Origin of the sequence: Pseudonocardia sp. T1-2H (assembly GCF_038039215.1) — a bacterium.
Classification (GTDB): Bacteria; Actinomycetota; Actinomycetes; order Mycobacteriales; family Pseudonocardiaceae; genus Pseudonocardia.
The window spans coordinates 1,640,261-1,655,443 of sequence record NZ_JBBPCL010000001.1 but is presented as its reverse complement, the minus strand read 5'-3'; the positions used below and the strand labels follow the sequence as shown (position 1 = coordinate 1,655,443).

General features: G+C 69.0%; 11 protein-coding genes and 2 pseudogenes. 9 read left to right on the top strand and 4 right to left on the bottom strand.

Annotated elements, in window-relative coordinates:
* Positions 1-235: 235 nt before the first annotated feature.
* Positions 236-649 (top strand): hypothetical protein, encoded by a 414-nt coding sequence (locus WBK50_RS08265; protein ID WP_341335021.1) that lies wholly within the window; start codon positions 236-238, stop codon positions 647-649.
* Between the two features lie 102 nt (positions 650-751).
* Here the strand turns inward: WBK50_RS08265 and WBK50_RS08260 are convergent, their stop codons facing one another.
* Complete coding sequence (locus tag WBK50_RS08260; RefSeq protein WP_341335020.1) at positions 752-2,182, bottom strand: tyrosine-type recombinase/integrase; 1,431 nt, start codon at positions 2,180-2,182, stop codon at positions 752-754.
* Between the two features lie 479 nt (positions 2,183-2,661).
* Between WBK50_RS08260 and WBK50_RS08255 the strand changes: the two genes are divergently transcribed.
* Both WBK50_RS08255 and WBK50_RS08250 read left to right on the top strand, forming a co-directional pair.
* A complete protein-coding gene (locus WBK50_RS08255; RefSeq protein WP_341335019.1) occupies positions 2,662-2,880 on the top strand; it encodes a hypothetical protein in 219 nt (72 codons plus the stop codon).
* 994 nt (positions 2,881-3,874) lie between these two features.
* Entirely contained in the window at positions 3,875-5,410 is a 1,536-nt protein-coding gene (locus WBK50_RS08250; RefSeq protein WP_341335018.1) for an alpha/beta hydrolase, read from the top strand.
* Between the two features lie 675 nt (positions 5,411-6,085).
* Here WBK50_RS08250 and WBK50_RS08245 read toward each other — a convergent pair.
* Positions 6,086-6,276 (bottom strand): annotated as a pseudogene (locus WBK50_RS08245) (ATP-dependent DNA ligase); the annotation flags it as partial.
* Between WBK50_RS08245 and WBK50_RS08240 the strand changes: the two are divergent.
* Positions 6,275-7,132: a DUF2127 domain-containing protein gene (locus tag WBK50_RS08240; protein ID WP_341335017.1), complete on the top strand. Its 858-nt coding sequence runs from the start codon at positions 6,275-6,277 to the stop codon at positions 7,130-7,132. The pseudogene WBK50_RS08245 and the gene WBK50_RS08240 sit on opposite strands and share 2 nt — an antisense overlap.
* Here the strand turns inward: WBK50_RS08240 and WBK50_RS08235 are convergent.
* The gene (locus WBK50_RS08235; protein WP_341335016.1) at positions 7,126-7,611 is read right to left on the bottom strand and encodes a VIT1/CCC1 family protein; all 486 of its coding nucleotides are present in this window, start codon (positions 7,609-7,611) and stop codon (positions 7,126-7,128) included. The two genes, WBK50_RS08240 and WBK50_RS08235, sit on opposite strands and share 7 nt — an antisense overlap.
* 88 nt (positions 7,612-7,699) lie before the next feature.
* On the opposite strand from WBK50_RS08235, the gene WBK50_RS08230 reads away from it, so the two are divergent.
* Entirely contained in the window at positions 7,700-9,166 is a 1,467-nt protein-coding gene (locus tag WBK50_RS08230) for an APC family permease (protein ID WP_341335015.1), read from the top strand.
* A 62-nt stretch (positions 9,167-9,228) separates the two neighbouring features.
* A complete protein-coding gene (locus WBK50_RS08225) occupies positions 9,229-10,311 on the top strand; it encodes a hypothetical protein (RefSeq protein ID WP_341335014.1) in 1,083 nt (360 codons plus the stop codon).
* Here WBK50_RS08225 and gltD read toward each other — a convergent pair.
* Positions 10,312-10,632, bottom strand: a pseudogene (gene gltD / locus WBK50_RS08220) (glutamate synthase); the annotation flags it as partial.
* A gap of 883 nt (positions 10,633-11,515) precedes the next feature.
* Between gltD and WBK50_RS08215 the strand changes: the two are divergent.
* From WBK50_RS08215 to WBK50_RS08205, 3 genes are all read left to right on the top strand, one after another.
* Positions 11,516-13,321: a hypothetical protein gene (locus WBK50_RS08215; protein WP_341335013.1), complete on the top strand. Its 1,806-nt coding sequence runs from the start codon at positions 11,516-11,518 to the stop codon at positions 13,319-13,321.
* 419 nt (positions 13,322-13,740) lie between these two features.
* Positions 13,741-14,049, top strand: coding sequence for an integrase core domain-containing protein (locus WBK50_RS34980; RefSeq protein WP_445942236.1), 309 nt, complete (start codon positions 13,741-13,743; stop codon positions 14,047-14,049).
* A 175-nt stretch (positions 14,050-14,224) separates the two neighbouring features.
* Positions 14,225-14,746, top strand: coding sequence for a hypothetical protein (locus WBK50_RS08205; protein ID WP_341335012.1), 522 nt, complete (start codon positions 14,225-14,227; stop codon positions 14,744-14,746).
* The last annotated feature ends 437 nt before the right edge of the window (positions 14,747-15,183 follow it).

The window sequence follows — 15,183 nt, the reverse complement described above, 5'->3', positions numbered from 1 at the left end:
GTCGACCTGACCGTGAGCTCGTTAAAGCCGAGCCGAAAACGCTGCGATACCACCGCGGTCGCGTGGTTCGCGCTGGCCGCTCTGGGTTTGCCCAGGATCCGGTGTTCCTCCCGGCCGGCGGGTTGGCCCAGCGCCTATGCCTTGTGGTCGGCCTCGGCGGGTTGACGGTCCTCGCGCTGCGGGAGGGGTCCGCTCAGCCCTGGCCGGGCCGCGCGCTTCCGCTCCCGCCTGATCGTTGATCGGAGGTCAGGCGCGCGCGGAGGACCTCGATCTCGTGCTCGGCGGCGCCGAGCTGGCGGTGCAGCTCGGCGAGCTGGCCGGCGTGCTCGGTGGCGCGGCGCTCGGCCGCGGCGGCGAGGTCGGCGCGCAGCCGATCGACGATCTCGGCGTGTTCGGCCGCGGCCTGGTGTCGGGCGGTGCTGGTGTCGCGGCGGATCCGGTCGAGCTCGGCCTGGTGCTCGGTGCGCAGCGCGGCCAGCGCCGTGTCGCGGGCGGCCGCTCCTTCAGCACCGGGTCCGAGACCTCCAGCGTGAAGTCGTCGAGTTCAGAAGGATCCCGGCCGTCGCGGCGCACCGCCCCCACCAGCAGCTCACAGAGCCCTGGGGCGTCATCGGGATCGGCCTCCGCAGAGAAGTCTGCAATCACGTAGCCACGACGCCGGACGACGAAATCGAGGAGACGGCGCTGCGGTGCAAGCGGCGCCGTCTCCTCAGGCACCGCCGCGGTGCTGACCGCGGGCTCGGTCGGCTGCTCAGGCGCAAGAACAACAGCGCCTCCGCCCGCCTGAGTACGGACCACGCCCCAGGTCTGCAGCAAGTCGAGAGCCTTGTACGCCGACCCCGACCCCGACCTCGTACTCCCGAGCCAGCCTGTTGATCGCCGGAAGATGCTCGCCCTCCGAGAGCTCACCCGCCTCGATCCTCCGCAGGATCGCCGCAGCCGTCTTCTCGAACGGCAACCGTGGCGCGGTCCGTGCACGTTCCACCGCCGACACGGACGTCGGCCTTTCCGGTAGCCGGGCGGTGATCCCCGCCGCGGCGCGTTGGTCGGCCTCGGCCAGCCAGGCGGCATAGACCCGCAGCGTCGTGACCCCGCCGCCGCTGTGGCCGAGACGGCCCGCGACCGTGCGGATGTCCATGCCGGCGGCGATCAGCTCGGTCGCCGAGTAGTGCCGCAGGCCGTGGAAATGGGTCTCGAGGCCCAGTCGCTTCGCCATCCGGGTATACCGCTGCCCGACCGACGACGGCACCAGCGACTCACTGCTGTCCGCAGACTGCGAGAACACGAAGGACGCCCCGGTCAACTCGCGCCCAAGAAGAGCGGCAGCCTCCTCGGCCCGCGCCTTGTGCTCCGCGAGCACAGCGGTCGTCTCCTCATCGAGGGCGACCCGGCGCTGCTGATGGGTCTTGGTGTCCTTCTCGACCAGGTTCCGACGCCCGTCGGTGGCGATCGCCCGACGGATCTGCACGGTCCGGCCGTCGAGGTCGACGTCGCGCCAGCGCAGCGCACACACCTCGCCACGGCGCGCGCCCGTCGTCATCGTGAACCAGACCAACGCACCCCAGTCCGGATCCGCGGAAGCCTCCTCGATCAGCTTCGCCGCCTCAGCAGGCGTCGGTGGCCGCGGGTCCGGCGGCTTCGGTGCGGGAACCTCGGCCTGCACCACCGGGCTCGTCGCCACCCACCGCCAGCGCACCGCCCTCTTATACGCGCCGCTGAGGACGTGGTGAACGTGCCGAACAGTCGTGTTCGACAGCGGCTTACACACATGCGGACGGCAGCGCTCGTCGCACTCATGCGGCCGCGGGGTCCGATGATCGACGACCTTGCTGCGGGGCTTGCAGTGGACCCGACAGCGACGGAGCTCGGCATAGAGCGAGTCCAGCTCGTCCGGGCCCAGAGCACCCGCCTTCTTGCTCCCGATGAACGGCCGGACGTGCTTGTCCAGATACCGCTCGTACATCAGGTGTGTAGAGGCGCTCACGTCGATCATCTCGAGGTAGCGATCCAGCAGCTGGTTCACCGTGGCCGCGGTCCGGGGGTTCCGACGCTCGTCGACCTCGTGGACCATCCGTGTCCGAGCGGCCTCAGCCTGAGCGACCGCCTGCGGCCCGGGCGGGATGATCTCCGTCAGCCGGTGACGCTGTCCCGTGACGGCGTCGTAGCCGGCGTGCACACGCACGCGAAGAGCACCGTTGGGCATCCTGTCGATGCTTCCTCGCACCCGCTTGCGCCCGGCCCGTGTCGACGTCACGAGGTCACGAGGTCACGAGGTCACGAGGTCACGAGGTCACGAGGTCACGAGGTCACGAGGTCACGGTAGGACCGTTTCGGGTCAGATTTGGGGTCACGACACGCCAACGCTGAGCCCGACGACCTGCGAATCTCCAGGCCAGATGTGGTGGGCGCGGCAGGGTTCGAACCTGCGACCGCTCGGGTGTAAAGGGCGCGGTTATCTCCGCCACTGGCATCTACCAGCGACTTTGCACGCAGGTCAGACGACTGCAGACACCCAAGGCATCACCGGTAGACGGGCTTTCGCACCACGAATGATCCCACGAGCAACCTCGCGTTCTGCGCGACGGAAACGGCGACCGGTTAGCTCCAAGAGCAGGCCACGCCCTTGACCTGAAGCCGGGTCGAGGTCGCACCCTCTATCCCATGACCGTAGCGTTCAACCACACCATTATCGCCACCCGAGACCAGGAGGCCGGCGCGCGCTTCCTCGCCGAGGTGCTCGGGCTACCCGCGCCGACCCGCTTCGGACCGTTCAGCGTCGTCGCGCTGCCCGACGGAGCGAGCCTCGACTACATGGCAGCGACGAGGTGCATCCACAGCACTACGCGTTCCTCGTCTCCGAAGCCGACTTCGACGCCGTGACCGGCCGACTACGGCAGCGGGACGTGCCGATCCACGCCGACCCCTGGCACGGCACCCCGGGCTACAACACGAACGACGGTGGCCGCGGTGCCTACTTCGATTCCCCAGAAGGCCACAACCTCGAGGTGATCACCCGACCGTACGGCAGCGGTCAGAAGTAGCTGCGCAGCTCCACAGAGCGCGGCGCGATGTCGTAACACCGCGCAGTCCGTCAACGCCGGTCCGGCGGCTCGCCACCGGCGGCGCCTATGCCGCTGCCCACCGGCGCCGATCTCTACTTACTGAGCCTTTGCCAACCTGCTGGACGGCACGGTGCCCTCGTTTGACATACGCACAGACATCCCGGAAGCGAGCGGGTAGGCGCTGCTGCGCGCGAAGAACCGTTGACCACTTACAAGATCACCCGACGACTTCGCACGGGCCCTGCTCCGTCGCAAAGGCGAAGAAGAACCCGTTTATTCCCATCAACAGAGCGGTAGAGATATGGAACGATACTCCAATTGCCAATATCCAAATTCCGACACCAAGAGGCACGGCAAAAACTAGACAGAAGCCACATTCAAAGAAGATCACTGCCCAGCTTAAGACTCGGGCCACGAAGGGGCGGCCGTTAATCAATGAGTATGCGGCTGAGTGGCCATAAGTTCTAGTGCCCAGCACGCCGATTAAGGCAGTTCCGCTTCTCCAAACCGGAGAGAAAAGTTTATTTGCGCCGGATACTAAATACGCTAGACTGGCCGAGGGCCCCACTGCACGCTCCAGACCCACGTCGGGGTCAGCTCGACGTCACCCTCCCGCCTCTGCGGCAGTGGACGTCGCCGCGCTCACGAGGCGGCAGGGCCCGAGCACGCGCGGGCGATCATGACAGGATCCACGTGAACCGCTCGGGGGTCACAGACGGGATCCACAAACCACGCGCACACCGCGGAGGGGCTTGAGAACCGATTCGGGATCCTGCGGTGGACCTCGGGCGGCCCTCTATGAAGGGAACGAGATGAGCCGGGTCGGCGCAGTCGTGGCGTCCCTTGCCTTCACCACCGTCTGTATGGCGGCCGCCTGTGCCGGAACCCCGTCCGGCGCCCAGCAACCCGATGCTGTCTACGCGAGCACGCCCTGTCCCCAACCGAATGTCGCAGGCGTCCCCGACCTCGACATTCCACCCGGTGTTCAGTGTGGCTACCTGACCGTCCCGGAGAATCGGTCCAAGCCCGACGGGCGGAAGATCCGCATCTTCGTGATGCGCGCACCCGCCGTCTCGGCCACACCCAAGCCCGACCCCATTGTGTACTTGTCGGGCGGCCCAGGCGGTGCTGGGTCGTTCGAGGTGACATCGATGATCAAGAAGGGTCTGAACGCCGACCGCGAGGTCATCTTCGCTGATCAGCGCGGGACCCATCACGCCGACCCTCTCCTCGGATGTCCCGAGGTCGATCAGTACGTCAACGATGCCATCAGCGTTCCGTTCACGGCGGAATCCACCACGGCCGGGGACGCCGCGGCCGTTCAGAAGTGCCGAAACCGGTTGGCCGCCGCCGGCGTCGACCTGGCCGCCTACAACACCGCAGAGAATTCCGCCGATATCGCCGATCTGCGCGTGGCGCTGGGCATCGACACCTGGAACGTCTACGGGGTCTCCTACGGATCAAACCTTGCGTTGTCCGTGCTGAGAGATCACCCGCAAGGCATCCGGAGCGTAGTCCTCGATTCGGTGTCGCCGCCGAACAACAACATCGCCGAGGCCTGGTGGGCGGCCCCGGCCAGCTCGTTCAAAGCGATATTCGCAGCGTGTGCGGCCCAGCCATCCTGCGCGAGCGCCTACCCCAACCTGGCGGCGGACTTCACCGCCACCGTGAACCGACTCGAGGAGACGCCGGTCGTCGTACAGGCCAAGGATGCCTCCGGCGCACCACTGACGGTGAACATCGACGGATTTCCTTTCGCCTACGCCGTGATCATGGCTAGCGAGCGAGGCGATGCGTCCGGCGTCCCTAAGATGATCACCGACATGGCGCGAGGCGATGCGAGCTCGACCGTCGCCGCCATGCTTGCGTTGCAGACTCCGCCCGTGATCGTCGGACTGGCCGGCTACGGCCTGGCCTTCGGCGTGTTCTGTTCGGAGGAGGCCAATCTGACGACCGAGGAAGCCGCGCTGACCAAGGCCCGATCGGTGCTCCCGGGCTTCCCCGACGGCGTGCTGCGGGTGCAGCCCAAACAGGGCCGCCTGTTCACCGAATGCCCGATCTGGAACGTCGGAAAGGCCGATGCCGCAGCGATGGCCCCGACCGTGAGCGACGTGCCCGTGCTGATCATGGAGGGCGAATTCGATGCCGCCACCGCCCCCGAGTGGGTCAACCTCGTCACCCCGCACCTCAAGAACTCGCAGCTGGTGAATTTTCCCTTCACCGGCCACGCCGTCCTACCGAAATCGACATGCGCGCAATCGACCATGATCGGGTTCCTCGACAACCCGGCGCCGCCGGTCGACCACACATGCGCGGCGACGACCACGCTGACATTCACCACCCGCTGACCCCACGCCTGAGGGTTGACCAGCCTTCGCCACGGGCGGTGATCCTCACGGCGGTAGCGTCGGGCCCCCACCGGGCTATCCACGCGGCCCGGCGCCTCCGGCGCCACGCATCACGAAGATGCGGGGGCACGATCTCTCACGGACAACTCAGCCTCTCACAGACAAACCCAGGGACCAGCAAAAGTTAGGGAGAGGCCCACTTTCAACGTACGGTATGCCTCTGTGCCCAGGTGTGCGCGAAGAGCCCTTGATCTTGGTCTAGGAGCCGGACGGCGGGCGCGCTCACCGGCGCTGGTCTGGTCCGCAGGCTGCGAAAGTTGATACGCCTCCGTGGCGTCGACGGGGCGGAGGCTCCCCGAGGTCTATCGATATGCCCGGGCTCGCGTCGATGGCTGCGGGGAGACCGATGTGGCGCTCACCCCCACTTGAATCCGGTTCTTCGCACACGCCTCCCTCTTCGATCACCGGTGGCTCGCGGAGGATGGTGCTTAGGTAGCCAGCAAGCCCGAGCCGAGCTAGGCGCCACCCGGCCCCCACATGACACGCCACCGCTCGACGAGGTGCAGGTAGGCACCTTCCTCGCGCTCGTCCAGGACTACCTCGTTGATCACCTTGGTTCTGGCGAGGCACTAGTGCTCCGTACCGGTACTCCTTGATGTGATCTGCGGCCGGGGTGACCACCTTGGGGAAGTAGCGGGTGAGCGGCCGCTCGTTGGGGCTGCCGAGCTCCACCTCGTCGCCGTCCCGGAAGACGATGCAGCGGAAGCCGCCCCACTTCGGCTCGTAGAACAATCCCTCACCGGTCGGCAGCTTGTGGCAGGCTTGGCCAGCATCGGCTTCACCGGCGGCGGCAGCGGCAGGTCCATGTCAGCAGTCAAGCAGGTGGGGTGGAGCGGCATGGTGTCCAGCAGGGAACTGAAGACGTGCGGCAGGAACGGCCACCTCACGTATGCGCCGGACGAGGAGCAGCTCGCGGCCCGGCTACGCGGGAGCACGGCGCTGGGCGAGAGCTGGCGCTGCCTGCGCTGCGGCGACTGGGTGCTCGGGCCTGCGGCGGCGCACGGGCCGGCCGACCAGGCGCCGGTGCCGGCCCGCGGCAAGGCGCTGCGCCAGCTCACGATCCTGCGGGTGCTGGCCGTGGAGCGCCTCGTGCGCGCGATGGTGCTGGTCGCGGCCGCGTTCGGCGTGTACCGCTTCTCCAGCGCGCAGACCGCGCTGCGCAGGTCCTTCGGCTCCTGGCTGCCCTACTTCCGCCCGATCTTCGACCGGCTCGGGGTGGACCTGGACAGGACGACGATCGTCCACGAGGCCACCAAGGCACTGCACGCCGGGCACGGCGTCCTGGTCCTCGTCGCCGTCGGCCTGCTCGGCTACGGACTCCTCGAGGCGATCGAGGGCGTCGGCCTGTGGATGGCGAAGCGCTGGGCCGAGTACCTCACGGTCATCGCGACGGCCGTCTTCATCCCCTACGAGGTCTACGAGCTGACCAAGTCGGTGACGGTCACCAAGGCGGGGGCGTTCGCCATCAACGTCGCGGCGGTGGTCTACCTGGTCGTGGCCAAGCGCCTGTTCGGCGCCCGCGGCGGGGCCACGGCCTACGAGCGGGAACTGGCGAGCGAGAGCCTCCTGGAGATCGAGGCCGCGGGGGAGGACGTCCGCGTCGACCACGCCTCCGAGGGCAGCGACGTCGGCATGCCGACCGGCCGGGCGCCCACTCAGTAGCTGAACGTGGTGGCACCCTCGCTGAAGACGGCGGCCCGGAAGGTGCCGGACACCCGGGCCCGGCCACGGACCGCCAGGCCGCGGACGACCTCCTCGTGGATCCGTTCGTCGGCCGCCATCGCAGGGGTGGCGTCGACGTCCCAGCGGTAGGTCGAGCGGGTCTCGGCACGCTGCGCGAGCGCCAGCACGAACACCGAGCCGAACCGCCGCCCGAGCAGCGCGAGCAACCGCATCCGCAACGAGCCTCGGCCGGCCGAGGCGGCGTCGCTGCCGAGCAGGCGCGCCCAGTGCGCGATGCGCCGTTCCTCCGCCTCGGCGAGGCCGAGCAGGATCTCCCGCTCGTCGCCGTTGCGCCGGCCGGCCAGGTCGCGGTAGACCTTGGCCTCCTCGCGCTCGTCGGCCAGCATGCGGCGCCACCGGCGGCGGCTCGCGCGGGACGGCCGCGCGGAGGGGTCGCTCCCCGTCGAGCTGTCGGGCATGGGCGACAGTCTGCGCCCCGCCCGTCCCGTCGCCGAACGTAACTCTCACCCCGGTCGGGCCGAGCCAGGGTCGGAAGAGGTGAGCGCCATGGTGCAGAGCTCGACCCCCGCCCGGCTCCGTCGCGGCCTCGGCGTGTGGGAGGCGATCGGGCTCTCCCTGGCGCTCATGGCGCCCTCGATGGCCGCCAACATCAACCCACAGGGCACGGCGGGCTCCGTCGGGCGCGCGGTCCCGCTGGCCTTCGCGCTGGCGACGCTCGGCGTCCTGCTCGTCGCGTACACCTTCGTGCGGCTGTGCCAGCGGTTCCACCACGCCGGCAGCGTCTACGGGTTCGTCGGCGCCACGCTCGGCCCGCGCGCCGGTGTCGTCGCCGGGTGGTCGCTGCTGGGCACGTACGTGTTCTACGGGGTCGTCACGTCGACGGCGGCCGGGATCTTCGGGGCCGACGCCCTGCGCGTGCTCGGCATCTGGCCCGACCAGCCGGACTGGGCGGGATTCGCCCTGGCCGCGGTCGCCCTGCTCGGCGTGCTGGGACTCGCCGTCGTCCGGGTGCGGGGCGGCACGCGGGTGCTGCTGACCATCGAGGGCGTCACCGTGGCGCTGATCGTCGCCGTCTGCGTGGTCGTCCTCGTCCGGCTGGCCGGCGGGACGGCTCCCGGCGGCCGCACCCTCGACGCCTCGGTGTTCACCGTTGCGCCCAGCACCGGCGTGTCCGCGCTGTTCCTCGGCGTGGTATTCGGGTTCCTCTCCTTCGCCGGATTCGAGGCCGCGGCGACGCTCGGCGAGGAGGCCCGCGACCCGCGCCGGAGCATCCCGCGCGCGATCCTGGGCACGGCCGTGTTCGGGGGCGTCTACTTCGTGTTCGTCACGACTGTCGAGGTGATGGGCTTCGGTACCGACCCGGCGGGCGTGGCGGCGTTCACGGCGTCGTCGTCGCTGCTGGGCGACCTCGGGGCGCAGTACGTCGCCGGCTGGGTCGGCCACCTCATCACGATCGGCGCGGCGGTCAGCGCGTTCGGCTGCGCGCTCGCCTGCGCGGTCGGCGCCTCCCGGCTCCTGTTCGCCCTGACCCGAGACGGCGTCGGGCCGGCCGCGCTCGCGGAGGTCTCCCCGGTGCGCGGCACACCGGTACGGGCGACGGTCGTCGTGGTCGGGGCGATGTACGTGATCGTCGGCATCGCGTGGTTCGGGGTGCGCGGGGAGCCGTTCACGCTGTTCCAGGCCTCGGCGACGATCGGCACGCTGATCCTGCTGGTGGTCTACGCGCTCGCCACGATCGGCGCCGCCCGGCTGTTGTTCTTCTCCGGACGCCGGGAGGTGGCTGCGTGGGAGGTCGTCGTCCCGGCGCTCGCGCTGGTCCTGCTCGGGTACACGCTGTTCCGCAACATCGTCCCGTACCCGGAGGGTGCCGCGGGGATCTATCCCGCGATCTCCGCGGCCTGGATCCTGGTGGGCGTCGTCTGGGTGCTCGCCCGGCCCGGCACGGCCCGGACGGCCGGGAGCCGGCTCACGGCGAACGACGGACTCGGCCCGGCGATCACCCCGCCGGGATGAGGCCGGCGCGATCTCCCGCGCGGCACCGTCGGTGACGCGGCCGGTCGAGGGGGAAGCTCCGCGTGCGACGACGGCGGTTCACGGTGCTGCTCTGCCTGCTCGTCGTCCTGGGTCTCGCCGCGGCGCCCGGCTCCGCCGCCGGGTTCGGCACGATCGACACCGGGGGCCAGAGCCGCGAGCACGAGCGCCTCACCCGGGCCGCCCTGAGCTGTGCCGGCGACGCGGGCTCGGAGCCGGACTGCATCGAGCCGGTGACCGTGGACTACCTCGCCGGCCACGGCCACGAGTTCGGGGCCGTCGGCGCGCCGGACAGCGACGAGCTGTCCGACCCGGCCGCGCACTGCGACGACGCGGACTACGTCGCGGGCGACTACCCGCGCACCCGCGACCAGGCCACCGCGTCGCTCGTCGACTGCCTGAACCATCTGCGGTTCGGCGAGGGACTGGACAGTGCGCAGTACATGCTCGGGGCCGATGGCGAGGTGCTCGCCGCCGAGGTCGGCCTGAACCCGGAGTGCCGGTCCCGGGAGCAGCGGGAGGATCGGGCCAAGTGCGCGACCCTCGAAGGGTTCGGGCGGGCCCTCCACGGCGTGCAGGACTTCTACGCGCACAGCAACTGGGCCGACCGGGCCGACCCGGCCCGTCCGGTCGGGGACGAGAACCCGCCGGGACTCGACCTCCCGGCACCGACTCCGCTGCTCGACCTGCGCGGCGCCGCGGCGCCCGGCCCGCCGCCCGGGCTCAGCACCGGGTGCTTCGTGGCACGGGACGAGGTCCCCGGTGTCGCGTCCTGCACGCTGCGGGTCACCCACGCCGCGCTCAACAAGGACCGGGGCCGGATCGACCCCGCCACCGGCGCGGCCAGCGACCCGACGACGACGCGCGGGATGGTCGGGAACAACTTCGCCAAGGCCGTGTCCGGGGTCGTCACCGAGACCCGCCGGCAGTGGCAGGACTTCCGGTCCGAGCTGGTCGCGCGGTACGGCACCGACCGCGGCGAGCGCATAATCTGCGCGCTCACCCACGACGACCCGGTGAACGACTGCGGCGGCTCGAGCCTCGCCGTGGCCCTCGCCGTGCTCGCCGGGCTCGTCGTTGTGGCACTCGGAGCGGTCCTGTGGCTCCGGCGCCGACGCCGGGCCTGATCAGCCGATCGGGGCGTGGTCGGGCCGGATCGGTCGGGGCAGCAGGTCGCGGCTGGTGAGGTAGGCGCCGACCGCGGCCGCCGCGGCGCGGCCCTCGGCGATCGCCCACACGATCAGCGACTGGCCACGACCCATGTCCCCGGCGACGAACACGCCCTCCTCCGTGGACATGAAGTCCTCGTTGCGGACGAGGTTGCCGCGCTCGTCGAGCCCGATGTGCAGCTGTGCCAGAAGGTCGCTGTGCTCGGGCCCGGTGAAGCCGAGGGCGATCAGCGCGAGCTGCGCGGGCAGGACCGTGGTCGCCCCGGCGGGGCGGAAGCGCTGCCGGCCGCACCACCCCATTACCCCGGCGGCCGGGGCACACCCCTGGCCAGCCAGGATCCCGTCGAGCAGGTTCGGGCAGCGACCCCGCGAACCCATCGACTACCTCCAGGTCGCCCGACAACCGTCGGCGAACTCGACGTCGGCACCTCCTTCGAGCAGCACCGGTGGCGCCACGCCACCCGCTACATCCGGATCCGACCCGACCTGCTCGCGACCGACCTTGATCCGCCCGAGGGATCGGGCAGCAGCCGTCGAATCGGGTGGCGGCGCACGGTACCTGGCGGCCAGCGCACGCACCGGCGAGTTGGCGGCCCAGGGCTGGCCGATCTCCTGACGGAATCACACCCAAGACGCAGGGCTCAACTCTGGCCGCAGGGAGTTCCGCTAGAAGGTGTCATCAAACGGCCCCGTGGTGCGAAAATCCGGCACCACGTGGGGCCGGAGTTGACGATTGCAGAGGCATCCGAACACATTTCCGCAGGTCAGACAGTGGGCGCGGCAGGGATCGAACCTGCGACCGCTCGGGTGTAAAGGGCGCGGCTATCTTCGCCACTGGCATCTACCAGCAACTTCGTCCCCAGCTCGGCTGACTGCGGACGCCGTAGGCATCACCGATAGACGAGCTTTCGCACCACGAATGATCCCACGAGCAACCTCGCGTTCCGCGCGACGGAAACGGCGACCCGGTCAGATCCAAGAGCAGGCCACGCCCTTGACCTGAAGCCCGGTCGAGGTCGCACCCTCTCCCATGACCGTAGCGTTCAACCACACCGTTATCGCCTCGACTTTAGACCAGCGGGTAACACCCATTCGCCCAGCGGCGAGTTGATGTTAACGCTCGTATCCGTGTGGCTACGGGCTGTGCTGACGAAGGGCGAACGTGCGCGGTCTGCGGCTCGACACGCTGCTGTCTCTGCTGGTGGTAACTATCGCCTTGTCGGTGACGGCATGCACCGGCGAGGCCCCACCTGAGGCTGCTCCTGCCACAGCTGATCAGACACCGTCCGGAGCGCCGATCCCACCGACCGGCGACCTCATCGCCGGGCTTGATGGGGTCTTCACCATCTTCGCAGGTTCCAGTACGGCCGATCCCTCCCGGATCGATGCCGACAAGGCTCCCGACATCGCGGTGCCCGGAGGCGTGGAGGCCCTGGGGTCCGGGGTATCGGTCGAGCTCCGCGAGCCGCTCGACGGGGCGGTCGAGGTCCGGCTCCCACTTCCCGCGCGGCCTAATGACGAGGCAGTCCCGGCGGTGTTGCACGTCGGTGACGATGGCGCCTATTCAGTCATCCCCGCCGCCTGGGACGAGCCCGCTAACGAGGTCGTGATTTGGACGTCATCGTTCTCGGACGACTATGCGGCGTGGTTCAACCCCGTGACGTGGGCGAAGGGCGGAGCCCAGATTGTCGGCGGCGCGATCGACTATCTCGCGGACTGGATGACCGGCCGGACCGATCCGCCTGCCTGTGGAAGGCGCCCCGAGTGGGCGCACATGGCGGCAAAGGAACTCTCCTCGGTCCACGCGTGCCTGCAGACCAACCGCGCCCAGGACGGATCCGACCGAGCGGAGATCCTCCTCAAGTCCAATCGTCAGACGTTGCAGATGATCACCATCCCATCGACGACGAAGGACTATCTCTGGGTCGAGGGCGGGAACGACACCTGGCGTTCCGCCCTGACGTCGGTACTCGGCGCTGACCCGCAGACGAGTGTGCTGCTGCAAGGCGGCGACAGCATGAGCATGGGCTTCCGGCGACCTGCGACGAAGGCGGAGGGGGAGATCCAGAGCTACCAGACCTATCCGATCGTCCTGCTCAATCCTGTCTCAGCGCTGCTCGGCGGCCTGATCGAATCACAGTCGGGCGGCAACGAGACCACCCTGGCGGTCACCTATCTGGTGCTGAACTGTGCCGACAAGATCGGCGGGACGGACATCTGGCGAGGCGACATCGTCGCGAAGGAGGTGCCGTCGGCGGACAAGATCAAGGCTGGCGTCGAGTGCGTTCTCGACCTGGTCATGAACCCAAAATTTGCCGCCGCTACGGTGGCGAAGCTCATCCGCTCTAGCGGCGTCAAGAACGTCCCGGCAGGATTCGAGCAGCGGGTGGAGCCTGCCCTCCGCAGGGTGGAACCTGCGGCGAAGAAGGCGTTGCGCGCGTTCGCCGTCGCCAACGTCCTCACGTCGGCCTGGGACGGGATCTTCGACAATCTCGCCGAAGGCAGCCTGACGTTCCGGCTCGATCCCCGGGCCGCGGCGGGGACCTCGACGTCGAACGATCCCACGAGCCTGTGGGAGCGCTGGAAGATACTGAACGACGACTGTCGCGGCGGCCAGCCTGGTGCTGCTCAGGCCGCGGCGTGCGACGAGCGGGATAAGGTCCAACGTCAGCAGGCCGTCGCCAGTGCTGACGCGTTCCTCGCCGCCTGGCGCGTCGGCAACGTAATGCGCATGAAGGAGTTGAGCACCGCGAACGCCCGGGACAACGTCGGTCGTCCGCTCGTGCCCAGCCTGCTAGCGATGAAGCCCGGCGAGTCGGGGTTCGATATGACCTACGATGTCGAGCAGACCGGCAAGGTCTCCGCCTACATCCGAACCACCGACGGTGTCGATCTCTATTTCGAGTGGGCGGATATCGGCTACCAGGACGGCTGGCTCGTGAAGAGCTATGCGCCCGACGTCGGGTAGCGCGGCGCATGGTCAACTGTTGGTGAAGATTGCGTCCGTTGTCACCGTTCACTTGTCGGCTGCCTCTGCCCTCGGGAACTCCGACGCACTGCCTTGCAAAGGTAATCAGCGATGTGAGCTGCGTTGCATCTGGCAGGTCAGAGCGTCGCAGAACGTGTCTCGGTTGTTCTTGATGCCTCCGGTTGGTCAGGCCCTGGCCGGCAGCGGAGCCGACCAGGCGACCGCCGGGACCTCCGAGGACGCGGTGGACGGCGACGGCCGGGGCTGAGCGCCTCGGTCACCGCAGGTCCCGGCGAGCGGCGATCGCCCGTTCCGGCGTCGCCGGGGCGCCGCCGCGGCGACTGAAGCGCCAGCCGCGGCGGCTCCCTCCTCGCCGGGTCAGGCCGGGGCGCCTGCGCCGGGCCCAGCTGCTCGGCTCGATGGGCTCGATCGGGGACTGCTTCGACAACGCTCTCGCGGAGAGCTTCTTCTCCTCGATGCAGGTCGAGCTACTCGATCGCCGGCCCTGGCGCACCAGGCAGGAACTGGCGAGCGCGATCTTCGAGTGGATCGAGGCCTTCTACAACCCCGTCCGGCGCCACTCCGGGCTGGACTACCTCTCCCCATCGACTACGAACGAACCCACACCCCGGTCGCTGGCGCGGCCTGAACCCCATACCCCACGTGATCGGGGGAGGATCAACGAGTCCGTGGCGGCGGGGGAAGGTCACGGCCGCCAGCCAGCTTGACGACGGTTGCCGTGGGGGCTGCCCCCGTAAGCGGGGGGCCTACACCATAGATGCACCGCGCGCTGCCGGTCACGCTTCACGTCAGGGCGGTCGAGCTGGCTGCTCGGCGGGCCAGGACGTGATGGGCCAACGGTGCCGAGCGATGAGGCCCGCAGGATCGGCTGACCAAAGCAGCATGAATGGCGGGGTAAACATGAGTCAAGCAGGACCATTCGATATCCGCGATCAAAGCGGATACAACGTCAACAACGTGGCAAGGGACCAGTACCTCACCCAGGTCCTGCGCGAGCGAGACAGCTTCCTGCGCGAGATCGCAGCAGCCAAGACCAGGGCGCGGCACCTCGTGACCGTCGGGTTCGTCATGGTGGCGGGGGGCGCCGTAGGATTCATAGTCCCGTTAATTAGCAAGATGAACGACTTCGGCAATGTCAGCCCGCCCGAGTTGGGGTTCGGTGGACCGAAGATCGGGGGCGTGTCGGTCGGTCTCCTCGGTTTCGGCATCGCCTTCATCGGCCAGTTCATCCTCTTGGCCGGAATCGTCATGCACATCATCGCCGCCGCCCGACGCCGGAGGCTGCCCGTCTTCCCGCCACCTCCCACTGCCTATACCGACTGGCAGGCCCCGCCTCCCCCTGCCTACACCGGCTGGCAGGCGCCGCCGCCAAATTGGGGCCCCCCAACGCCTCCACCTCGGTAGCCTGGAACGGAGCGGCACCGCAATGTTCAACATCCGAAACCAGCGAGCGCGGACCATCAACAACGTCGCTGGCGACCAGACCTTCATCGACAGATCAGGCTCACAGATCACAATCGAGCACGCCCGCGGCGAGCTCGGCGGCTGCGCCGCCAGCTCGAGACCATCGCCCTTCCCCCGTCCGCCGCGGCCATAGCCGAACGGGAACTCAAGGACGCGGAGGACCACCTCGGCGATTCCGAGCCCGACCGGGGCAACATCGCTGCCTCACTGCGCCGGCTCACCGAGATCCTCCAGGGCGTCGGCGCACTCGCCACGGCGGGGACCGCCCTGTCGACGCCGATCGAGACGCTCGCCCGATGGCTGGGTGCGGCCGGAGTGCCGATTCTCGGCCTCCTCGGCATCAGCTAACCGCGCACAGGGTTGTGATCGGACTTTGC